The organism is Vibrio rotiferianus (assembly GCF_002214395.1).
Lineage (GTDB): Bacteria > Pseudomonadota > Gammaproteobacteria > Enterobacterales > Vibrionaceae > Vibrio > Vibrio rotiferianus.
The window spans coordinates 1,707,631-1,731,176 of record NZ_CP018312.1 but is presented as its reverse complement, the minus strand read 5'-3'; the positions used below and the strand labels follow the sequence as shown (position 1 = coordinate 1,731,176).

Annotated in this window: 20 protein-coding genes; 14 read left to right on the top strand and 6 right to left on the bottom strand. The window is 43.9% G+C overall.

The genetic code is table 11. The features are described 5' to 3' along the window. Positions 1-216 precede the first annotated feature (216 nt). The 3 genes from BSZ04_RS17140 to BSZ04_RS17130 are packed head-to-tail and all read left to right on the top strand — an operon-like array spanning position 217 to position 3,436. Positions 217-1,635: an SLC13 family permease gene (locus BSZ04_RS17140; RefSeq protein ID WP_088880960.1), complete on the top strand. Its 1,419-nt coding sequence runs from the start codon at positions 217-219 to the stop codon at positions 1,633-1,635. A gap of 3 nt (positions 1,636-1,638) precedes the next feature. Continuing rightward, positions 1,639-2,976, top strand: a complete 1,338-nt coding sequence (locus BSZ04_RS17135; protein WP_088880959.1) for a sensor histidine kinase — start codon at positions 1,639-1,641, stop codon at positions 2,974-2,976. Then, positions 2,963-3,436: a response regulator gene (locus tag BSZ04_RS17130; RefSeq protein ID WP_038887363.1), complete on the top strand. Its 474-nt coding sequence runs from the start codon at positions 2,963-2,965 to the stop codon at positions 3,434-3,436. The genes BSZ04_RS17135 and BSZ04_RS17130 overlap by 14 nt, the downstream gene beginning before the upstream one ends. Positions 3,437-3,477: 41 nt before the next feature. Here the strand turns inward: BSZ04_RS17130 and BSZ04_RS17125 are convergent, their stop codons facing one another. Together BSZ04_RS17125 and BSZ04_RS17120 are read right to left on the bottom strand one after the other, a co-directional pair. Beyond that, the gene (locus BSZ04_RS17125) at positions 3,478-4,797 is read right to left on the bottom strand and encodes a sensor domain-containing diguanylate cyclase (protein WP_088880958.1); all 1,320 of its coding nucleotides are present in this window, start codon (positions 4,795-4,797) and stop codon (positions 3,478-3,480) included. A 111-nt stretch (positions 4,798-4,908) separates the two neighbouring features. After that, on the bottom strand, positions 4,909-6,618 hold the full coding sequence (locus BSZ04_RS17120) for a sensor domain-containing protein (protein WP_088880957.1): 1,710 nt from the start codon (positions 6,616-6,618) through the stop codon (positions 4,909-4,911). Between the two features lie 460 nt (positions 6,619-7,078). Here BSZ04_RS17120 and BSZ04_RS17115 point away from each other — a divergent pair, with 460 nt between their 5' ends. The 4 genes from BSZ04_RS17115 to BSZ04_RS17100 all read left to right on the top strand — a co-directional run bounded on the left by BSZ04_RS17115 (position 7,079) and on the right by BSZ04_RS17100 (position 11,899). Then, on the top strand, positions 7,079-8,281 hold the full coding sequence (locus BSZ04_RS17115) for a cyclic di-GMP phosphodiesterase (protein WP_071235505.1): 1,203 nt from the start codon (positions 7,079-7,081) through the stop codon (positions 8,279-8,281). A 336-nt stretch (positions 8,282-8,617) separates the two neighbouring features. After that, a complete protein-coding gene (locus BSZ04_RS17110) occupies positions 8,618-9,244 on the top strand; it encodes a LysE family translocator (protein WP_010447688.1) in 627 nt (208 codons plus the stop codon). Between the two features lie 207 nt (positions 9,245-9,451). After that, positions 9,452-10,996, top strand: coding sequence for a YjjI family glycine radical enzyme (locus tag BSZ04_RS17105; protein WP_088880956.1), 1,545 nt, complete (start codon positions 9,452-9,454; stop codon positions 10,994-10,996). A 21-nt stretch (positions 10,997-11,017) separates the two neighbouring features. Beyond that, positions 11,018-11,899, top strand: a complete 882-nt coding sequence (locus BSZ04_RS17100; protein WP_088880955.1) for a YjjW family glycine radical enzyme activase — start codon at positions 11,018-11,020, stop codon at positions 11,897-11,899. A gap of 19 nt (positions 11,900-11,918) precedes the next feature. Here the strand turns inward: BSZ04_RS17100 and BSZ04_RS17095 are convergent, their stop codons facing one another. Further along, complete coding sequence (locus BSZ04_RS17095) at positions 11,919-12,875, bottom strand: LysR family transcriptional regulator (protein ID WP_162531070.1); 957 nt, start codon at positions 12,873-12,875, stop codon at positions 11,919-11,921. 330 nt (positions 12,876-13,205) lie between these two features. On the opposite strand from BSZ04_RS17095, the gene BSZ04_RS17090 reads away from it, so the two are divergent. Both BSZ04_RS17090 and BSZ04_RS17085 read left to right on the top strand, forming a co-directional pair. After that, entirely contained in the window at positions 13,206-13,973 is a 768-nt protein-coding gene (locus BSZ04_RS17090; RefSeq protein WP_012128162.1) for a TerC family protein, read from the top strand. A gap of 168 nt (positions 13,974-14,141) precedes the next feature. Next, the gene (locus tag BSZ04_RS17085) at positions 14,142-14,744 is read left to right on the top strand and encodes a 2OG-Fe(II) oxygenase (RefSeq protein ID WP_010447697.1); all 603 of its coding nucleotides are present in this window, start codon (positions 14,142-14,144) and stop codon (positions 14,742-14,744) included. A gap of 45 nt (positions 14,745-14,789) precedes the next feature. Here BSZ04_RS17085 and BSZ04_RS17080 read toward each other — a convergent pair whose 3' ends face one another. Beyond that, complete coding sequence (locus BSZ04_RS17080) at positions 14,790-16,058, bottom strand: HD-GYP domain-containing protein (RefSeq protein WP_088880954.1); 1,269 nt, start codon at positions 16,056-16,058, stop codon at positions 14,790-14,792. A gap of 214 nt (positions 16,059-16,272) precedes the next feature. Between BSZ04_RS17080 and BSZ04_RS17075 the strand changes: the two genes are divergently transcribed. Further along, positions 16,273-16,902, top strand: a complete 630-nt coding sequence (locus BSZ04_RS17075; RefSeq protein ID WP_088880953.1) for an SDR family NAD(P)-dependent oxidoreductase — start codon at positions 16,273-16,275, stop codon at positions 16,900-16,902. Between the two features lie 10 nt (positions 16,903-16,912). Here the strand turns inward: BSZ04_RS17075 and BSZ04_RS17070 are convergent, their stop codons facing one another. Beyond that, positions 16,913-18,304: a GGDEF domain-containing protein gene (locus BSZ04_RS17070; protein WP_088880952.1), complete on the bottom strand. Its 1,392-nt coding sequence runs from the start codon at positions 18,302-18,304 to the stop codon at positions 16,913-16,915. Between the two features lie 65 nt (positions 18,305-18,369). Then, complete coding sequence (locus tag BSZ04_RS17065) at positions 18,370-18,867, bottom strand: hypothetical protein (RefSeq protein ID WP_088880951.1); 498 nt, start codon at positions 18,865-18,867, stop codon at positions 18,370-18,372. Between the two features lie 180 nt (positions 18,868-19,047). On the opposite strand from BSZ04_RS17065, the gene BSZ04_RS17060 reads away from it, so the two are divergent. From BSZ04_RS17060 to BSZ04_RS17045, 4 genes are all read left to right on the top strand, one after another. After that, positions 19,048-20,241: an iron-containing alcohol dehydrogenase gene (locus BSZ04_RS17060; protein ID WP_088880950.1), complete on the top strand. Its 1,194-nt coding sequence runs from the start codon at positions 19,048-19,050 to the stop codon at positions 20,239-20,241. 173 nt (positions 20,242-20,414) lie between these two features. Further along, a complete protein-coding gene (locus BSZ04_RS17055) occupies positions 20,415-21,620 on the top strand; it encodes an aromatic amino acid transport family protein (RefSeq protein ID WP_088880949.1) in 1,206 nt (401 codons plus the stop codon). 258 nt (positions 21,621-21,878) lie between these two features. Beyond that, positions 21,879-23,003: an HD-GYP domain-containing protein gene (locus tag BSZ04_RS17050; protein ID WP_038885426.1), complete on the top strand. Its 1,125-nt coding sequence runs from the start codon at positions 21,879-21,881 to the stop codon at positions 23,001-23,003. Positions 23,004-23,102: 99 nt separating this feature from the next. After that, a complete protein-coding gene (locus BSZ04_RS17045) occupies positions 23,103-23,318 on the top strand; it encodes a hypothetical protein (RefSeq protein WP_005433984.1) in 216 nt (71 codons plus the stop codon). Positions 23,319-23,546 lie beyond the last annotated feature (228 nt).

Genomic DNA, 23,546 nt, shown 5'->3' with positions numbered 1-23,546 from the left:
CAAAATGGTTTGCTTATCGCTTTGCGTACTTTTAGTGAGCTTGAACACAGATAAGATAACTTTTTGGTTATGAATCATTTTTCATTGATCTAAAACTAATTTTTGCACCTCAAGTAATGCGCATAATTTCTGTTCGGATTGTTTAGAGCTGTCACTCTACTGTTCGAACTCCGCCTGTATTCGAAAGGCTAATCATCTCAGGAAGAGAAGTAGTATATGCGCTCTTATCTAAAATACATCGTCCCAACGGTCATTCCGTTAATCATTTTACTTTTGCCTCTCTCGGCATTTCCGTTTGAAGGTATTACTATCGTCCAGCAACGAGTTATCGCCATTTTCTTGTTGGCTGCGCTATGTTGGGTATTTGAGCCGATTCCTATTTACGCCACTTCCGTCGTCATTATCGTGTTGGAGCTACTGTTGGTGTCCAACAAAGGACTGGTGTTCTTTCGGCTTAATGAAGGGCAGGATCACTTTGGTCAATTGTTGCAATACAATGAAATCATGGCGACGTTTGCTAGCCCAATCATCATGCTATTTTTAGGTGGTTTCTTCCTTGCGATGGCAGCGACTAAATATCGACTGGATGTCAACTTAGCGCGCGTGTTACTAAAGCCATTTGGTCAGAACCCCAAGTACGTCATGCTAGGGTTAATGCTCATTACCGCAGTGTTCTCAATGTTTATGTCGAACACAGCCACGACAGCGATGATGCTCTCAATCTTAACTCCTGTCATTGCAGTGTTTGGCCCCAAGGATCCTGGGCGCATTGCATTCGCACTCTGCATTCCTGTCGCTGCTAACATTGGTGGTATCGGCACTCCGATTGGTACCCCTCCAAATGCGATTGCTTTGAAATATCTCGTTGGAGACAACTTGATTACGTTCGGGGAGTGGATGGTTTTTGGTGTGCCGTTTGTTGTGATTATGATGGCGCTAGCTTGGTTCCTGATTGGCTTTATGTACAAAGCGGAGCAAACAACAATCGACTTGAATATCAAGAGTAAGTTCCTAAAGACGCCAAAGGCGATGATTGTATACATCACTTTCGCGGGTACGATTTTGCTTTGGTTGATGGGGTCGGCTCATGGCATGAACTCATATACTGTTGCATTGATTCCAGTAGCCGTTTTCTCTCTGACGGGAATCATCAATAAAGAAGATTTGAAAAAAATATCTTGGGATGTGCTTTGGCTTGTGTCAGGTGGTATCGCATTAGGGTTAGCGCTTGATAAAACTGGCTTAGCAAGACTGGTTGTTCATAGTATTCCATTCGATGAGTTCTCTCCTTACGTTGTGCTCTTTGGGGCAGCATTCCTATGTTTGTTGATGGCGAACTTTATGTCTCACACTGCCACGGCAAACTTGTTAATGCCGATTATGGCTGCGCTTGGCACTTCAATGGCGTCACTGACACCATTAGGTGGCGAAGTTACGTTGATTCTTGTCGTCACTTTTGCGGCATCGTTAGGTATGTCTTTGCCAATCAGTACACCTCCGAACGCATTAGCGCACGCAACTGGTCATGTTCAGAGTAACCAAATGGCAAGAGTTGGTGTGGTTTTGGGTGTTGTTGGTGTGCTACTGAGTTTCTTAATGGTGTGGGTCCTCCATACTGTGGGTCATATCGGGTAATTCATGTACGAGAGTAAACTAGATGCTCTAGTAGAGCGTTACTTTAGTGATATAGAGCGACGAATAACGGTGGCATCCGGCTCTATATTGATTGAGCAAGAGGGCTACAACGAGAGGCTTTACTACGTACTTTCTGGAGAACTCGCTGGTTATTATTCCGAAGATGGTAAGAGTCAGACTCAGGTGTTTTCAGCGTCAGTTGGGGCATTTATTGGTGTTCATAGCTTCTTCTCTGGTACTTGGACTGCTTCGTCGACAGTGATTGCGCAATCGGACGTTGAGCTCGCTTGGATTGAACGGCACACCCCGGTTGTCGCTGAAGAGGAGTTCGGGCCATTAACAGCGCAATTTATGCCGGTGATCGTTAATGAACTTTCACGTCGCCAACGACGAGCGACACAAGAAGCTCTTGAAAAAGAGAAAGCGTTACAGAAACTTCATACTGCGGAACAAATGACTACGTTAGGTCAATTGGCAGCAGGCATTGCTCATGAGCTCAATAACGCAATTGGTGTAGTGAGTAGTAAGTCTGAACGCTTAGAAACGGTGATTATGGAACTACTGGAAGAGATCCATCCTGAAGCGAGTCAGTTTTTTGATTATGGCTTGATGCAAGGGCAAAGAGTGACGTCAAGTGAAGCCCGAACTCGAGGCAGACATTTTGAAAAGCAGTACGCTTTACCAAAAGATCTGGCAAGAGACTTGGCTCGTGCGGTTCCAACCGACTATTTGAACGAACACTGGCTTAAGCGACCTGAAGAAGCGATTCGTTTCTGGCAAATGGGGAGGGATCTTCATGATCTAAGATTGGCTTCCAAGCACACCGTTGGGATTGTTAAGTCTGTTAAGCAACTAGGTCGAACTGATATTGACCTTGATGAGGCTCTTAGTATTAATGATTCAATAAACCGTGCGCTTGCTTTGTTGCAAAGTGATTTGAGGCGAGTGAAAGTGAAGTTTAGTCCTGCAGAGCTACCAGTATTTGTTGGCTCGCAGACGGAGTTAGTGCAGATTTGGGTCAATATTTTAAAGAATGCTTGTGACGCACTTAGAGATACTGAATCTCCGGAAATTGATATACAAACCAGAGTCAATAAAAACCGTATCCTCGTCACGATTGCAAATAATGGCCCTGAAATCAGTGAGGCCACAAGACGAAAGATCTTCCAGCCAAACTTTACCACCAAAAAGGGGGGCTTATCGTTTGGACTTGGCCTAGGCCTGTCAATAGTGAAACGGATCATCGCTGGCTATAACGGTTCGGTAGCGGTTAAGAGCGACAAAGAAATCACCATATTTAGAATCAAACTACCTGTAGAGGAAGAACATGGAAAAGCTTAATTTGATTTGCGTGGATGACCAACGTGAGGTTTTAAGTGCTGTCCTACAAGATTTGCAGCCACTGACTACATGGCTAAACATTGAAGATTGTGAATCAGCAGATGAAGTTTTAGAGCTTATGGACGAACTTGATGCAGAAGGAGAAATGGTTGCATTGCTGATTTCTGATCATGTTATGCCGGGTAAGACTGGCGTCGAGCTACTCACTGAGGTATCTAAGGATTCTCGATTTGTTCATACTCGCAAAGTATTACTCACTGGTCAGGCAACTCATACGGATACCATAAACGCGATTAACTCGGCAGGCATAGATCGCTATTTTGAAAAACCATGGCAGGCTGAACAGCTCATTGAATGTGTGCGTAATTTGGTGACGCGTTATGTATTCGATATGGGCCTAGACTACAGTCAATATCACGAATATTTAGATCAAAGTGTTGTGTTTGAAAAACTAAGATAGTCATCACTCTCAGGTAGATTCGTTGGTTCGAGTGATGGATGCTAAGCGGCATCTTTCACTTGGTTTCTACCGTTGTTTTTGGCTAAGTATAGTAGGGCGTCTGCAGATTTAATGGATTGCTGGAGGCAATGCTCTACTGGGCTAACGCCACAAGAAACCGTTACTTTTGGTACTGTATTTGTATTCGCAATGTCTTTTCTGATTCGTTCAAATATGGAGTGAGCAACTTCTTTCGAGTCAGTTTTTATCATAACCACAAACTCTTCACCTCCCACTCTAAAAGCGTAATCACTGATTCGAATCCTACTCTTTATCATTGCAGAGACACGTTTAATTACTTGGTCACCAATATCATGTCCATAGGTATCATTGACTAATTTGAAATGGTCTATGTCAATCATCCCAACGAAGTAAGCATTCTCTTTTAGGGTTTGTTTCTGAACTTTCTTGAGGTAATGACGGTTATATAAGCCTGACAGCTCGTCTTGATAAGTGATCTTGCTTAGCTCACGTTTGTCGTGTCGAACAAGATATAAGTAGTACGAGATACCTATCGCGAATGCTCCAAGGAACAAGAATGCGTAAAAATAATTTGGGGTTAAGGTGTCTGAATTAACGAGTAGAATGACGAACGTTTTTTTCTCGCCCAGTGGCTCTGCCTTTTTATAAACCATGGTGAACTCGCCAAGGTTCATCGTTCCTGCTTCTCTCCTTGTTCTTGAAAGTTGCTCGACAATACTTTGATATTCCGCTTTTAAGTTATCGAAGGCAGCGATGTTGGGATGACTACTGCCGTACACAAAACCATCTTCACTCATTAAAATTGTGTTGTGACGGAAGTTTGCAACCATCTCACTCACGTTTACATCAATAAGCAGGTAGCCCGTATGCTTCCTTTCCAGGTAAATCGGAGCGATTTTGGTGACAAGGCCTTTTTTAGGGAAGAAAACGGTTTGTGTATGCTGAGCGTTTAAAGGGCTTTTATAGAAGTGATTATAAGAAGGTGGTATTTCACTGTTAGCAAATTGATGACTAGGCTCATTTGATATTATCCGAATACTCTTGAACAGTGATTGTTCAGCGAGCAACTGTTGAACAGTATTCTCGAAAGGAATGGGATTACTGAAATAGTGGCTAGCAATAATGGTATGCGATAAGTTTAAGTAGCTGCTAATCAAGTTCTTACGAAGTTTATATGATTCATATGCCGCATCTACTTGTTGTGCATGATCCTCAATTTTCTCTCGCTTAATATAGCTAATCGGCGTGTTAATAATAAAAATGATGGCTAGTACTAAGAGCAGACTGCGAATTTCAATATTGATCGAAGCATTCGTGAGTCTGTTGTAATGAAGTAGCATTCTTCCTTAGAAGTCCTTTATCCAAAAAGCAAACCAATCGAGTCACAGGATTCCATAAGATGAGGCGCGGTTGGGTGAACTTTTTGTTACAAGCACTGAAAATGAGTGGAACTACGACTGAACTAGGGTGTATCGGCTAGCGCTCGCGACAGATAGCGGTTTAGAGAACCAGTAACCCTGAAGGTAATCAACCCCAAGTTCTGAGAAAAACACATTCATTTTGGCATCTTCAATACCTTCAATAACGACTTCTATTTCATTTTCTTGGCACATGGCGATTAAGAACTTCAAGTACTCCCGAGAAGAGTGATTCGTCAGAGTTTTCCAAGCCATGCTCTTATCGATTTTTATTTGCGTCATTGGTAAATCAAAGAAGCAATTGAGAGAGCTATAGCCAGCACCAAAGTCATCGAGAGAAAGCGCAAAACCAATCTCACTTAACGCGTTTAATGGTTCAATTGCGGCTTGGTTACTGTCTAAGATAAAGGTTTCTGTCAGTTCCAATACGATAGAGCTTGGTTGAACTCCAGCCTCATCGGCCATTGCTTTTATAGTCGCGGGGAAATCACTATTCAGTAACTGCAGAACAGAAACGTTCACATTAACGCGAGTCTGGGTTTGATAGCGCTCTCTATACTCTTTAATAAAGGCACAAGCTTTAGCGAAAACTTGGTAACCAAGTTCAACGATAAGGCCTTTGTTTTCGGCAACTGGAATAAATTCGTCAGGGTAAATTTCGCCAAATTCTTCGCTTCGCCAGCGGACCAAGGCTTCAAAGCTGACTATCTTTGTTTTTTTAGCACAAATAATAGGTTGAAACTTAACGCTGAGAGTATGGTTGTCGAGTGCGGTTTTTAAGCCTTGCTCGATGAAGAAGTATCTATCAACAGCCTGCTGGGTTTTCTGGCTGTATACCGCGATATGATCCTCTTTTTTTTCACAAGCGTATTGGCAGGTGCGCGCTGCTTTGTGAATGATTTCTTCCGCCGAGAGATCAAGATCAAAGGTAGGGTATAAGCCAATACTGATATTACTACCAAGTAATTTTCCATCTTCACGCATCGCTTGGTGGTAATGCTGCTTGATGGTTTTTACGAACTCCATTAGCTCTTCGAGTGCGTATGCTTCGTGGATGAGGATAGCAAAATCGTCGTCATGGATCCGATACACGTCACTGATTGATTGAGGGAGTTGATTTAGCGTCTCCAACAGTTTATCAACCAAGTCTTCCACTAGGTCATTACCATAGTGATTGATAAAGGATTTGATGTCTTCGATACGAATATAAACCAGAGATGCTTGGTCATAGTTCGCTTGTTTATGTTCTTTTATGTCTAGGAGTAGCTTACTGCGATTTGCGATTCCTGATGCACTATCATGAAACGCTACTTGATGGATGTAGCTCTCCATCAGTTTTCTTTCAGAGATATCTCTATGGCTTCCGACCATGTATAAGCCATACTCGCTTTCTTTGGTCATGGCGACGCCCTCGATCCAGACATATTGCCCGTTCGGTTTGCGGAGGCGATAAGTGGTAGCGACGCGAGTATTGTTGGTAATGATGTGCGCATCGACGCGAGTAGATAAGCGCTCTCGATCTAGTGGATGCACTAACTCTAACCAGCTGTCGAGGTTAATCCGTCCGGCGTTAATACCGAACTGCTCATAGAATTTTTGATTGTAAAAAACCATTGCTCCATTTTCGTCCATATAAAATAAGCCTTCATTAAAGACATCAAAAATATGGATGAACTTTTCTTCTACAATCTTAAGAAAATCCCGGTCTTGCTCTGTTACCGTAGGCTCAACGTTACTTGTCATTAGCTATCGCTCTTGTAGAAAATGCTATCTCGGCGTGATGATCTAGGGAGAACAATCGAATCAACATGATTAGTGAGTTTATCCTTTAACTCTACGTGCTTTAAATAGTAGTTATATAATTATCAATCTAATGTGTCATTGCGTTTACGCAAACAAATCTAAAAATAATGCAACAGACTGAAATTTCGAAACTCTTAGTATCAATCATGTTGATTTAAATATGATAGTCAACCGTAAATACTAATAATTTGAAGTGGTTATTGATTTGGCTAGCAAATTATAACGTTACTAAATCGAATGGCGGCAAAATGACCAATCATTGTCCTTGGTTTACGTATGGGAATTAACCTCATTATTGACTCAAGTCTCAATAAGCTTAGTGCGCGTTAATTTATTATGACGAGGAATGGTCCGATGTCATATAATAAGTAAATTATCTAGAAAACAGATTCTTTGATTTATGCAGTACAACCCAGAAGATTCGATAAAAATAGCAATTGCAGACATGGGTGTTGGTATGTTTGTGACTGCTATAGAGCAAAATAAACGTGTAAACCTCGCCAACGCTGGACGAGTGTCGACGCAACAGGGTATCGAGAAACTAAAAGCAAGTGGCGTCAAGTTTGTTTGGGTTGATCAAAAGTTATCTTCGAGTGCTTGTGTGTTTAAACCCGTTGCCGCTGAGTCTGAAGAATTATCACCAGTAGAAGAGCAAACTAAAGTTCCTCGTGCTTTTCGCACTAGAGAAGCGCAGCACAAACGCGCGAAAAAGCTTATCGCAGAAGCTAAAGGTTTAGCTCAGAAGCTCCTAAACCAAACGTTTGAGGGTAAGGTCATTGAAGTCGACGAGATTGAATCGTGGGCCGATGATATGATCGAGAGTGTCTTTATCGACTCTGATGCGCTTCAATGTGTATCAGCCCTCCGCCAGAAAGACACTTACTTACTCGAACACTCTGTCAATGTTGCTTGTTTACTAGTGACATTCGGTAAGCATTTAGGTTTGAACAAAGAGACGCTCAAACAACTAGCGATTGGTGGCATCATTCATGATGTCGGCAAAATCAAAGTTGATGATGCGGTTTTACATAAACCAGCCCGCCTAACCCCAGAAGAGTTTGAGCACATGAAGCTGCACCAGGTCTTTGCGGGAGAAATTATTCTTGGTGTGAAAGGGTTGAGTGACGTCAGCCGTGATGTGTGTTTAATGCACCACGAGAAGCTTGACGGTAATGGTTACCCGCGTGGTTTATCTGGCGACCAAATCCCGATGCATGGTCGCATGAGCTGTATTGTGGATATTTACGATGCATTGACGGCAGATCGCGTCTACAAAAAGGGCATGAGCTCGGCTGAAGCGTTCAAAATCCTATTGAGTTTGACGCCATCCCACCTTGATCCTGATCTGGTGTATAAGTTTATCAATTGCATTGGCGTATACCCTGTGGGTTCGATCGTGCAATTGAGTGATGGTCGAGTTGGTATTGTGTGGACATCCAACGAATCTCAGCCGCTTAAACCAATCGTGAAGTGTTTCTACTCGCGCAAATACAAACGTTATATAGACGTTGCAATGGTGGATTTAAAGAACAGTCCACATTCGGTTGAGAAGGCTGTTGCACCATCATCGTTAGAAGTGGATCCAAAACCTTTCTATGACTAACGTACAGTGACTGCTTATTTGATGCGATGTGCGAATGATGTTGTCGAATAAGTAATCACTTTACATAGTTGCATATTACCAGTATGTTGGTTGCATAACTAAACAGATTAAAGTGGGTTAGGGGTGAGATAAACAGAGGCGCTTTTACGCTGGCTTCTTGCTTAGACTTCTTACTCAGAACTTTTATTTAGGAGCTCGATTGACTTCGAGTTTGTTCAGTTATGATCACAATAGTGTGGTGTCTTTTTATCATTGCGTTTCATGGATAGAAACGTTGAGAAAGGCAAATAGGCTACGCGATTTGCACACCCATCTACACATTGGAAAGGAGCGCCAATGCAACTCGATACTTGGATCTACTACACCCTCGCTATACTTGTCCTGACTGCCTCTCCTGGCCCTAGTTCGCTGCTTTGTTTGAGTAAAGGCGTCAGTAATGGATTTCGCCATGCCTTTGCGACCGCCCTTGGCAGCCTGACGGCAATTACCATTATTCTTACCCTATCTTTTACCGGACTTGGCGTTGTCATCGCCTCTTCAGAGCTAGTATTTAACATCATTAAATGGTGTGGTGCTGCGTATCTTGTTTGGCTTGGTATCCAAGCATTGCGCTCGAAGCAGACCGATTTTTCACAAGCGCAACCAGAGCAATCTTCTTCAAATTACTTAAGCGCATTTACTAGCGGTTTTATTGTTGGTTCGAGCAACCCAAAAGCCATTGTTTTCTTTACCGCACTGTTTCCTCAATTTATTGACCCATCTGCATCGTTATTCACTCAATATATTGTCTTTGCCAGTACCTTTGTGGTGTTCGAACTGAGTTGGCTGACCTTCTATGGCTTGCTAGGTGTGAGAACATCGGATTGGCTGTTTGCGAAAGGACGAGCGAAGTTGTTCAATCGTCTGACTGGGGGCGTCTTCATCAGCGCGGGCGTGATGCTGTCGACTGCGCATCGTAGCTGAATTGATAATTATTTCGCTAACTTATTAAAACTTAGACTAAATTAGCAAAACATTATTTCCAAAATGGAAATTAGCATTTTGGTTTTTTTCATTAGTGGAAAAGATCTCTGAGGCGTAGAATTCAACATGTCCTTTCAAACAATACTCTGAAATGAGTAAATCATTTGAAAGGGCGTATTCGTTGTATTTTCTCCAGGAACATCTTAGATGACTCAAAGCCTTTCCGATCTTCAGCAGCGTTTCCTTGCTATCGCGACAGATAGCAACTTGTCTCCAAAACAGAAATCGAACTTTCTTGCTTTGGAAGCCGAAGCCACTATTCCATATATGACCGTCTCTGACGAGGTAAGCCAAGCAATGCAGCAAGGCGTCATATGTGACATGTTTGAAGGTCACGCGCCGTTTAAGCCGCGCTATGTTTTGCCAGACTACGCAAAATTTCTTTCTCAAGGTTCTGAATACTTGGAGTTAGCTCCAGCAGAAGATTTTGATGATGCGATCAACATGTTGACCATCATTTACCATCACGTGCCTTCGGTAACCAACATTCCGGTTTACCTTGGTCAACTTGATGATGTGCTAATGCCTTACGTTGGTGACCTCACTGACGAGCAAATCTACAAAAAGTTAAAGCACTTTTGGATCATGCTGGATCGCACATTGCCAGATGCGTTCATGCACGTGAATATTGGTCCGACGGACAACATTATTTGTCGTACGATTTTGAAAGTAGACGCCGAGCTAAAACAGATCGCGCCAAACCTAACCTTCATGTACGACGAGGCGGTAACGCCAGATGACCTATTAAAACAAGCGACACAAAACATCTGTGAGTGCAGCAAGCCACACATCGCGAACTATCCGATGCACGCGAACGCGTATGAAGGTGGCCGCTTTGGTATTGTGAGCTGCTACAACTCTTTGCCATTGGCTGGTGGTTCAAACACGCTAGTGCGCATGAACCTGAAAGAAGCAGCAAACCGTGCAGATAACCGTGAAGATTTCTTCAACAACGTGCTGCCAGAATACCATGCCTTGATGGTTGAGCTGATGGACGCACGCGCTTCACACTTGCATGAAAAATCTGAGTTCTTCAAAGGCTTCCTAACACAAGAAGGCTTGATCGAAGAGTCTCGCTTTGCGCCAATGTATGGCATCTACGGCATGGCAGAAGCGGTAAACGTATTGCAAGAGAAAGAGGGCAATGCAAGCCGTTATGGCCAAGATGCAACCGCAAACGAGCTAGGTCATGCGATCTCTGCAAAGTTGTCTGACTTGGTAGAAAGCACACCAGTGAAGTTTGGCCTAGAAGGCAAAGCGCTACTGCACGCACAAGGTGGCATCAGTCTTGATTTGGATGTAACACCAGGCGTTCGTATTCCTTACGGCAACGAACCAGATCCAGTGTCTTACGTGCAGGCAACGGCAGGGCATCACCAGTACTACCGTTCTGGTATCAGCGATATTTTAACCATCGACGAAACGGTGAAATCAAACCCTGAAGCGATGTTCAACCTATGTAAAGGCGCATTGAATGCAGGTTACCGTGAGTTCACGGCAAACGTTGCATCAAACGACTTGGTTCGCGTAACGGGTTACATGGTGAAACTGTCTGATATCGCAAAATACGATGCAGAAGGTTCACGTACCAATACCACATTCCTAGGTGCAGAAGCGGCGAAGAACACCGGTATTTTAGAGCGTTCACCACGTGTGGTGAGCCACGAAATGTCACCGACTTACGCTAAGTAATTGGTGACGGATAAGAATAAGATGGCTAGACGATCGAAACACCTCTTGGCTAAGGTAACTCGTATCCTTCCGTTCTCTTGTGTTGATGGACCGGGAAACCGTCTAGTCATCTTTCTACAGGGTTGTAACTATCAGTGCATCAACTGCCACAACCCGCACACCATCAATCACTGTAATCATTGTGGTGATTGTGTGAGTGAGTGTCCGGCTGGCGCACTGAAGTTCGACGAAAGCAACAACGTTGTTTGGCTTAAAGAGGAGTGCACCCACTGCGACCATTGTATAGAGATATGTCAGCACCAATCTAATCCAAAAATTACTGACTACTCTGTGGAGGCAATGCTCGATTTGATACGCCAACAGCGCTTTTTCATTAGCGGTGTTACTGTATCCGGTGGGGAATCTACCTTACAGCTTCCTTTCATTGTTGCGCTGTTTAAAGGGATCAAACACGATCTTGAATTACAGCATCTCACTTGTTTCATCGATAGCAATGGCTCTTTATCTACCGCAGGTTGGGAAAGAGTGTTGCCGTACATGGATGGCGCGATGATTGACCTTAAATCGTGGCAAAGTGAAACGCACCACTGGTTGGTCGGGCGAGATAACCACCGTGTATTCCAAACCATTCAGTATTTAGCGCAAGCAGGCAAGTTGTATGAAGTGCGTTTGCTTCATATTCCGGGTAAAAGCGACTTAGATACGGAAGTTGCAACGGTGGGGCATTATCTGCAATCGTTGCCAGAATCGGTCAACATCCGTTTGAATGCCTTTCAACATCATGGTGTAACGGGTGAAGCTCTGGAGTGGGAGAAATGTTCTCAGGATGAAATGGAACGCTTCCACGCTCAGTTAAGTCAATTTGTTAGCAGACCAATGACCATGCCATCGGTCTACGTGTAGTAAAGCAAGGTAAATGAGCTTAGAGCTTATTCACTCTGGGCTTGCTGCATACCCCCAAGGTTTCACATGCCTTAAGCACTTGTTGTTGTAGCCATCTTAAAGCGGGATCGTTCAGGCTCGCTTTATTCCACACCAAACTGTACGCTACTTGTCCATATTCGAATGGAAGAGATCTCTCCACTAACCCCTTCGCTTGTAATGCCACTCGCGCCCAGAGCTTAGAGCAGGTAAACAGATAATCGGAGTGGTGGCACATTACCGCTGCGGATCCAAAGTCTGCTACGTGCATCGCGATGCTGCGCTTGGCATAACGCTGAGTTAAGTTCTGTTCAAAGTAAGGTTGGGATAAGTCTTTATCATGAATGCCAATGTGTCTCGCACACAGGTAATTCTCTACTGAGAGTTCTTCCGTCGCTAACGGGTTATTACTGCCCATTAAACAGATCATTTCATCTTCTAGAATCGTCTGCCATACCAAGTCCTTATTGTGCGTTGGTGGTTGGCTAATGTCGTGGGGCAGAATCATAAAATCCACTTGCCCACGGATCAGAGAATCAAAACTCATCTGCTCTTTTGCGTAGACGTTCAATTGCGCTCGGCTGCCCATCTGTTGAGATAGGTTTTGTAACATAGGCGCGAAGATCTCAAAGGTGCTTTCGCGCATCGCCAAAGAGAATCGACCTTCGTAATACGCAGGATTAAACGAACCTTGATAGAGCAAACCGTTCATGCTGGAAAGAATGCCGTGTACGGAAGGGCCGATGTTCAAGGCAAATGGCGTTGGGACTAAATGAGTGCCATCGCGGTAAAAAAGGTCGTCTTTTAGAATGTCGCGCAATTGGCTGAGCGTTTTACTCACGCTAGAAGGGGTCACGCAAAGTTGTTCCGCTGCTTGAGTCACGCTGTGGGTCGTGAGCAGCATGTGCAATACGGTAAGGTGTTTAAGGCTAATGCGTGAGAGTGTTATGTAATCCATTCGCAAGGCTAATTCGTGTGATTTTGTCCAGTATATCAGTATGAAACAATTTTTTACTATTGTAGAAACACGGAAAATCAGGCGTTTCTTTTCGTGTTCTATATAAACATTTGGCTCAACTCGGCACCTGACGGGTTGAACGAAGGCAATAACCTTTAGAGTACGAAAGATGGCTGACACAACCCTGACAAAATAGGGGATTGCGAACGAATAGGAGAGGTGATTAACTCAACTTTCCTAAGTAACAGAGGTTTAAATAAACTTAATGGACGACCCCTTTAGTCGACAGAACAATTCACTGTATGGCTTCCAATCACCGGAGGCGTACTCATGTTAGAACTTTTCATGCAACCAGAAGCGTGGGCTATCTTCGCTACCTTGTTTGCTCTTGAAGTTGTCTTAGGCGTTGATAACGTCGTATTTATCTCCGTTCTGTGTGAACGATTACCACAACACCAGCGTAAACTTGCTCGAAATCTAGGTATTGGCCTAGCAGTTATGGCGCGTATTGTTTTGGTGTTCTCGATCTCTTGGATCATGCAGCTTACCCAGCCATTAATCAGCTTCAGCGACTACGCGTTTACCGGTCGTGATTTGATTATGATTGCGGGTGGTGCGTTCCTATTGGCGAAAAGCTTGAAAGAGTTGTGGAGTTGGTTAACGCATACAGAACACGGTCACTCGACTCATGTTCGTACTGGTCTTGCCGTGGTTTTATTGCAGATCGTTGCAGTTGACGCTGTGTTCTCAATGGACTCGGTGATCACCGCAGTTGGTTTAACGAGCGAGGTACCTATTATGGTGGCGGCAATCATCTCGTCAGCAATTGTAATGGTATTAACGGCGGAGAAAATCAACAATCTAGTGACGCGTTACCCGGGCTTTAAGACCCTTGCACTGCTGTTCCTAGTATTGCTAGGTGGTCTGTTGATGGCAGAAGGTTTTGCTATTCACATCAACAAAGGTTACGTGTACTTCGCGATGGCGTTTGGTCTAGTGCTGGAAATGTGTCATATCCAGCTTAAGAAAAAACAACGCCCAGTGATTCAACGAATTCGTCCAATCCGACCTCGTTCTATTGCGCTTCAAACTCGATAATTTAGACGCAGCAATTGAACCTATTTAAGCCGCTCTTGAGAGCGGCTTTTTTGCGTCTGTACTTTGTTATTTGTGTGGATTTGTCGTGTCGATAGAAAATGGAATTTGTTGTTGTAGCACGGATTTCTTATATAGACCGCCCAAACCTACACGAGTGTACAAAATAGAATGAACAAATTGATCGACGCGTTATCGACGCACGGATACTACATCTGGGATGATTTTATTTCTCAAGAGGAAGTGGCTGAGCTGCGTGACTGTATTCCTGATGATTGGAAGAAAGCACGTATTGGTCGTAACGACGACGTGACTCGTATTGAAACCATTCGTAGTGACAAGATCCAATGGTTGAAGCGCGATATGGGCGCGCCAGTGGCGTCTTTCTTAGACAAGATGGAAGAGATCCGTTTGGAAGCAAACCGTCATTTCTTCCTTGGTTTGTTTGAGTATGAAGCGCACTTCGCGAAATACGAGAAAGGTGACTTCTACCAAAAACACCTCGATTGCTTCAAAGGCAATGAAAACCGCCGTTTAACGACCGTGTTCTACATGAATGAATCGTGGAGCGAAGAAGATGCTGGTGAGTTGGTGGTATACGATTTGAACGACAACGAGATTGCAACGATTCCACCGCGTTCGGGTCGTCTGTTCGTGTTCTTATCTGAGCAATTCCCACACGAAGTATTACCGACAAACGCTGAGCGATTCAGTATTGCGGGTTGGTTCCGTATCAACGGTGTAAAAGACAATCAGCTAGATATCGCACACTAAACGAAAAGGACACGTTAGACGTGTCCTTCTGCTTCTTGCTAGAGGTTATTCCACGTCTGTGGAAATTTGGTAGCAGTATTCTAGGTGTTGAGTCAGGACGCCATAAACATCGTGGCAGAGTTGTTGACTATCAATCATTTCATCCATGAGTTGGGCGATTTGATCTTGTGTCATTCTTCCTCGATAAGGGCGATCTTGGGACAGAGCTTGGAAGACATCAGCAACCGCGATAATTCTTGATGGCATATCGAGTTCTTCTGCCGTTTTGTGGTAAGGATATCCAGAGCCATCCAGTCTTTCATGATGATTCGACGCCCATTCTGCTATCTTGGCATTTGGAAACACTTTATGAAGTGCTAGCTCTGTGTCTATCGTATGACGTTTGATTCGAGTGTATTCCTCTTCATCTAGCGCACCTTCCTTATGCAGGATCTCATCAGGTGTTTTTAGCTTTCCGATATCGTGCACTAGACCAGCGATAAATATCATCTCTTGATGGTGTTCATCGAGCCCCATTTCTTTTGCTAGGTACCTTGAAAGCTCTGCAACCTTTTGAGAATGCTGATAAGTGAAAGGGCTTTTAGCATCAACGATCTTCGCTAGAAACAACCCAAGGCTATTGAGGTCTTCAATCGTGAGTTGTTTTTGTAACCAATCTATATTTTCGAAACTTAAGCCGATGGTTTCGATGTTTTCTGACTCCATTGCAAACCAGAAACCGTCTGTCATGATGAGTTTCACCATCGCTTCGCACATGTCGGGGTTAAATAGTGTTCCTGAGTTCGCGAGTACGGCTTCGGCGATAATATTTTCATGCAGTGTCACCAAATCAGAGTGACAGTCTGTAGCGTAATGAGCTCTTAAAAAATCCAATCGGTCAGACAAGTAGAGAAGGGCAGCGATATCTTTTTCAAATGGTGAAATATCCGATTGTTCTAGGTCTTGCCAACGAGTGTGGTGATGAAGGATAGGCGTCGCAAATTGAGCGAGCAAGCTACATTGTTTTAGCGACTGATACCCTCTAATGCAATGCGCTTGAGCATCCTGAGGAACCAACTCCTCGAGTAGCATCATATGCTCTCTAGTCTCAGAAACACCACAATCGTGAATCATTCCAGCGAAGTAACAAAACTCCGCTTTTTTAATATCCCATTTCATCGCGACTGCACATTTATAAGCGATATACGCCACTCTGTGACTGTGGTGTGTGTCATCCACACCGACGTAATCGAGTGCTCTCGCTACCCAAATTAACGCATGTTTAAGATCTACTTCAAAGCCTGTTGGTGAATAGTTAGCAGGGGATTGCTTCATTACTTTGTCCGACGTTTTAATTATTATTTATATATGTGTTATCTCAGTAATGATACTTGGTGTTAATAAAAAATATTATCCTCATATAAAGAATTAAGTCATTAATTTGAACTGGGTAATAGTTTGGTTGATAAAAATGGGAACATGAAATATCAAAGTGAGGTAATCTCCTCTTAACATGTAATTGATTACTATTACCATTAAAGAGGTGGCGATGAATAGAGTTGTAGTTTGGGGCGCAAGCAGTGGCCTTGGATTGGCAATTGCAAAGTATTTTGCAGAGAAAGGTGCTGAAGTGGTTGGAGTAGCGAGAAATCCAGAAAAAAGCCCAGAATTGAAGGCGATTTGTCAGTCTACACTTGCATGTGATGCTACGGTTGCTGAAGAGGTTGATCGCGTTGTTGAACAGCTTAATCAAGAAGACATCATCATCAGCACGATGGGCAGTTTCCGTGCAGACATTCCGGTAGATTACCTTGGCCATCGTTACCTTATCGATGCTGCGTGTAAAGCATCGCTCAAGCGTTTTGTTCTGGTCACGTCACTTGGTTGCGGTGATAGCTGGAAATACCTTTCTGACCGTTCTAAAGCCGGTTTTGGTGGTGTCGTTCGTGAGAAATCACTGGCGGAAGCTTGGTTACAAACCAGCGATTTGGATTACACGATAATCCGCCCAGGAGGGTTAAAAGATGGTGAAGCTACTGGTACTGGCGTATTGAACGAGCCCACAGAGGTTCATGGGTTGATTTATCGCCAAGAAGTGGCGAGATTGGCTTATGAAATGCTAGAAAGAGGGGAAGGCAGTCACCAGATTTATCATTGTGTTGACTCACAACTTGGTTAGTCGAGCTGATTTATAACGACTGAGGGGGCATATGGTGTGTTCCCCTTTGGGTTTCTGAATGAAGAACAACCCGATCCCTGCCAAGTTCTTTGGCTTGATATAACGCGGCATCTGCTTTATCGAGCAGTACGCAGGTATCAATATATTCGCCCTCTTGGCTCGAACAGAATGCAACACCAATAGAAATTGATAACACTCGATCTTTTGCCTGCGATGCGTGTTCAATGTTCAGATCTTTAACTTCTTTTCTTAGGGTTTCGCCCAGAATCTCACCCTCTTCTAGGCTGGTAAGATTAACCATCAATACAAACTCTTCTCCGCCCATTCTAAAAGCATAGCCATGGTGGATATCGGCTAATTTACTGACCACTTTGCTCACATGCATTAAGGCTTCGTCGCCACAAAGGTGACCATAGTGATCGTTGTAAGCTTTGAAAAGGTCAATGTCGATATAGAAGCATGTAATGTAACCTTCTTGAGATTGATAGCTCAGTAGTCGGAAAGAAGAATCGAGAGAGCGGCGATTTAACAATCCAGTTAGAGGGTCATGTTTTGTGAGTTCATTTAATCGCTTGTTTTTATCAGTGACCTTATCGACCAGTTGACTAAAAGATTTTGCTAATTCGCCAATTTCATCTGTTCTATGGCTTTCTGGCACTTGCAACACTGAAATGGATTCAAAGTTTTGTTTCATGAAATTTGATAGGCGCTTAATAGGTGACGACAGGCGATAGGACAAAGTCAATAGTAGTGGATACGAGATCGCTAAGCTGATAACGATTTCTTTGAATAAATCTAGGATGAATGCCTGTTTGATTTCATTAATTTGTTCAATGTCATATAAGATTTCGATAGAGCCGGATACGCCATTTACCAGAGGTACTTTGACGTACATAAGTCCTTTCTCAAAATCAATATGGCTCTTGTCCTCTGCACGACAAGGCGTAAGGTCTTTGATGTATTTTTGGTTGAACTCCAAACTCTGGCGATACTTTGATTTAGCGTCGACTAACCGATTAATCAGGTAATCAACTTTGTCTGGAGTACTAAGGTTTGAGTCTCTAACGGAATTAAGGCGGCTGAGTCGTTGTTGGAGTGTTGATTCATAATTAGGAGGGTAGTGGCTACGCCAGACTTCGCCTATTTCTCTGCTGTAGACGATCTCCATACGACGCTGGCTTATGGAGGAATTCCCAGACACGTACAGATAGTTAAGCTCACCTTGCATATTAAGTTGAGCTTTTAATGCTGGAAGTAATAAGTTCGCGTAGTTGTTGCCATGTACAGCATCACTTACATGGCTAACCAGCGCGGCTACACTATGTTCTCTGGATGTAATAGTCGTTTTTATGATGGTATCCATAGAGCTTTGATAGTTATAGATACTCAAACCACCGATCATGACTAAAACCAACAGAAAATGTGAGATGAATATAGTACTTCTTATTGAATTTCTCACTGGCCTCTTCACTTATTAAAAACATCAATAATCGGTACAGAACAGGTACCGTTGATGCAGATATCTTCATAGCCATTGTGGCATCGATAACAGGCTTCGATATTCAAGGAGGGATGCTGTGCTGATATGTCATTCCCCTCCCTATCAAAAGAGCCATACAAGGTTTCGCCAGCCAAATGTTCCGTTACAAAGATAATATTGGACTCCTCATACACAGCGACAGCTGTAATGCCATCGGTATAGGGGCCATGAGCTTTATATGCTTCTAGTTTTTTTTGAGGGACATAGATAGAAAGGTTGGTTCCTTTCCCGCCATTGGTCCAATTGTACGTTTTTACTGTTTGCTGAATAAAAGTTGGGGTTTCCGGAGGTAAAACCACGTCACTTGCAGGAATAATACTTCGCTTCACAAGAACATAGTCTTCCCAGTTATTAGGAAAACTCGCCATTGAAGAAGCGTAAACAGATGAAGAAACGAGTAATATTGAATACAAGACGTGCCTCATGATGAGCCCCCCAGTACATCTTGATATATAAATGGTAGTTGATTGTTTGAGGGTTTGCGGTGAAAGGTGGCATGAGCACAAGTTTTTAATTGTGAGCTATAGTTCTAGAGCAAACTAGAATAATTACTCAAGTTTACGGCGTTGGGCTTGGATTGCCCTGAATAAGGAAATGGAATTGATATGCTGAAACACCTTCTTTATCGCGGTTACACCAATGGTTTGAAAGCCGCCGCCTATGTACTCCCACTCCCAAAACCGACATTATTCTCTGGTGCTGGCAGTCTCCATGAATTGACAGAAGCGATTGCTGACCTTGGACTTAAAAAGTTGCTCCTTGTGACCGATGACGGGCTGGTAAAGGTCGGTATGGCGGAACAGGTGGTGGAAAGTGCAAAAGCTAAGGGCTTAGATGTCGCGTTGTTTTCTGAGGTGAAACCCGACCCCACCTACGATCAAGTTGAGAGTGGCTTAGCGATGTATTTCGAGTCAGAGTGCGATGCCATTTTAGCGCTTGGCGGTGGATCGGCCATGGATTGTGCCAAAGTCATCGCAGCCAGAGTGACAAACAAGAAACCCATTAAGAAACTCGCTGGTCTCTTTCGAGTGTGGAGAACGCCTGCTCCTTTATTCGTGATTCCTACGACATCGGGTACTGGGTCGGAAGTCACGATTGCTGCGGTCGTCTCTGAACCAGATACCCACCACAAAACCCCATTAATGGATCCGAAGTTAGTGCCTTTGATGGCGGCATTAGATTCGAATTTGCTGGTTGGTTTGCCTGCGAAGATAACGGCTGATACAGGTATTGATGCGTTAACACACGCGGTAGAAGCTTACATTTCTCGTAACGCGACGATGGAAACCAAAGCGTATTCTGTTGCTGCCATCAAATTGATATTCAAATACTTACCTTGTGCTGTCGAAGAGGGCAGTGACCGTCAAGCTCGACAAAAAATGGCAATGGCGTCTTACTATGCGGGTTTAGCCTTTACCAAGGCGAGTCTTGGCTACGTACACGCATTCGCGCATAACTTGGGGGCTAAGTATGGCTTGCCTCATGGCATGGCAAATGGTCTTGCTTTATTGCCTGTCCTTCGATTTTCTTTCTCTGAGATTGAGCCGCAACTGACCGCCCTAAGTGAAGCCCTGATAGGAACGCAAGGTGGGCATGCGCCTAGTGCACAAGATTTCTTCGATCGACTGGAGGGGTTGTACAACGAGATTGGCATTGAGCAAACGTCGTCACTGTTGCAAGCGTCTGACACCGATGAGTTAGTGACTTTGATTCTCAAAGAGGCGCATTGGAACTACCCAGTGCCTAAATTTATGAATGAAGAAGAGTGCGGCCAATTGCTTGCGGAAATCAGAGTTTAGATATGAGTGTATAAAATAATTTACGAGTGTGGATTTTTATCCTTACACTTCGCTTGATCTTATTAGAAAGATCCTACAGAATCGTCATCATTCCAAATATGGTGTTAGTTTTGGCGTGCCGTTGCCCGATCTGATGCTGACTAATCTTATTAAGCTGTAAAGATAAATATACAATGAGTCAATCTAAAGTGTTTGGTAGCACCCTGATTATCGCAGGGACTACGATTGGTGCTGGTATGCTGGCACTTCCTCTTGCCTCTGCAGGCATTGGTTTTTCTACCTCTTTAATTATCATGCTGGGGTTGTGGGCATTAATGGCGTTTACGGCGCTGTTGATGCTGGAGCTTCACCAGTATGCGGACAGCAGTGCAACCCTCCATACTCTGGCGAAACAAATCCTTGGTCAGAAAGGCAAGTGGGTCGCGAGCTTTGCTATGCTGTTCTTGTTCTACTCATTGTGTGCTGCTTACATCGCTGGTGGCGGTGCTCAGTTCGGTGACCGTCTAACAGAATGGTTTGGTCTGGATATTTCTGGCTCCACCTCTACCATCATCTTCACGCTTATCGTAACAATGGTTGTGACGGTTGGTACGGGTACGGTAGACAAGGTTAACCGCGTGCTTTTTGGCCTAAAGATGGTGACCATGATTGCAGTATTGTCATTCTTAGCGCCAAACGTGACGGAATCTTACTTACTGAGCATGCCAATTGAACAAGGCCTTATCGTTGCAGCAATTCCAGTCATCTTCACCTCTTTTGGTTTTCACGGCAGTATTCCTGCGATTGTGAACTACCTAGATGGCGACACCTCGTCTCTACGTAAAGCCATCATCGTTGGTTCTACGATTCCTTTGGTTATTTACATCTTCTGGCAAATCGTGACGCTTGGTGTTGTAAGCCAGGATACACTGATTGAAAACGGCGGTTTGAGCGCGCTGATTGGTCAATTGTCTCAAACTGTTCACCAGTCAAATCTTGGTAGTGTGGTAGGCGTATTTGCTGACCTTGCGCTTCTGACGTCTTTCCTAGGTGTGAGTTTGGGTCTGTTTGAGTTCTTGGGCGACACAATCAAAGGTGACAGTGAAAAGCCAAATCGTTTAATCGCCGCAGTGGTGACTTTTACACCACCACTAGGTTTTGCATTGTTCTACCCACAAGGTTTCATCATGGCACTAGGTTACGCAGCGATTGCTTTGGCTATTCTTGCTATCTTCCTACCGCTAGTGATGGTGGTGAAGGTGCGTCGCTCTGATGAGTTTACTGGTGAATACCGCGTTGCGGGTGGACAAGGGGCTCTATTAGTAACGGGCATTGCCGGCACGGGCATCGTGATGGCGCAGCTACTTATTACTTTGGGTGTACTTCCTGCATTGGGTTAATCACCAAGCTGATAGATAACGAACAACTCATCATGTATTGAAAAACCAGTGTGCGAAAGTGCGCTGGTTTTTTTGATCTGGATTAAATTACCGTAGAATATTCGGTGAAAATATTGGCGAAAAACTGTTTTTATTTCGTACACTTAAGTTGTGGTATGTCGATAATTTAGGTGGAGAAAAGCCGCTCTAATCACATCAAATACGCTGACTTTCATGAGCCTTTTCTTCTGGTTTCTCTACTTGGTGTGGAGGTGAAGTATGGCGCACCGGAGTTTTTACCCGTTTGCAAAGCCGCTCAATGAGCAAATGCAAACTTTGAAGAATAGGATGCAGGCACATTTACCATGTGTCGATAGGGTGTCTTTTGCGAAGTACCACCCTAAACAAGGCATGCTTAAGTCTTTTGCTGAAAGTGAGTTTGACACTTGGTGTTTGGCTCATCACGAAGCGCCACTTCGAAAACTGCACAATCTGAGCATTGCCGCTGACAATGCCATCCCTCGTCTTGTTAACGATCTCTATGACATCAACCACTGTCCACGTATTCAAACCTTATTAAAAGAAGGTTACCACTCGTCTGTTGCGATCCCTTGTTACGACCAGCAAACCTTTACTGGGTTCGTGTTTCTTAATTCTATTCAGCCTAATGCGTTCAGTGTAGAAGCGTTGAATGGATTGAAACCTTACTTTGAAATGGTGCAATTCGCGGTTGAGTCTGAAGATCATGTTGTCAATGCGATTGAAATATTGGCAGAAAGAATGCAGTGCTTGATGCCGGGCTACTCGCCTGAAGTTTACTCGCACACCAAGCGTATTGGTATGTACGCCCAATTGATTGCGACAGAGCTTGCCGACTCATATCAGTTTAGCGATGAAGTTGTCGAGCAAATCGGAATGTTCACTCGTTATCATGCTTTGAGTGATATTAAGCTCCCCGCTGATGTGGTGTGCAACCGCCGATGTGTGAATGCAGAGCAAGAAGCGTTGCTAACTGAGCACATTGAACAATGCGTTGAATCAGCAGATAACATTGTGGCGAGAATTGGTAATCCGGTTCACCCGAGTGTCACTTTATTCCAGCAAATTACGTCTTATCAATATGAAAACCTTGATGGATCCGGTTATCCGTATGGTCTGGATCGTTCAGGTATTCCTATCGCCGCTCAAATCGCGGCAGTCGCCAATGTGTTTGATGTCATGACCACCCATCATCCATATCGTCAAGCGTGGTCAATTCCGTATGCCTTGTTAGAGCTTGAAAAACGCGTTTATCAAGGTTTGTTATCCCGAGAGTGCGTGAATGCCTTGCGTGATCATCAAGGCTATCTAAAGCAAATCATTCATAAGTACCCAGAGCATTATGCTGGTATGGGGTTAATGTGAGAGTAGAGGAGCGAACGGTGAAGGGAATCAAAATATTGACTAGGAGGTCAGAATAAATAATACTGTATATATGTACAGTGACTCGTTTGGAGGTGAAGTATGTTGTGGGAAACCCTAGAAAGAGTAAACCGCTTACGCCAACAAGCACTTGCGAATGCTGAATTCGTAGAGTCGGCAAAGGAGCATGAAGAAGCCTTGCATGACCAAGAGTATCACTATCAACCAAGAAAGCGTTCAGCCAAAGACAAACAAGGTAAGAAGTCGCTGGCCGATATCTATAAAGAAGTAGAGTTTGGCGCTGACGCTCGTCATTAACTGGTTCAACAACGCTGCGGCTCTCATCCAACTCTTCCTATCGTCGCAGCTTAATTTATTCCTTGAGCGAGCATTGTGAATGGCGATGCTCGCCAACAATAGTCCTCGTTTCCAATCCCTATCTCGTTTCGCTTTAAATCACTTTATCCCCTTGCTTCTGACGTGCTTGCTTTAACGAGAATGTGTCTCCAGCAAGATTTATAAAATTATTTATTAATGATAATGACA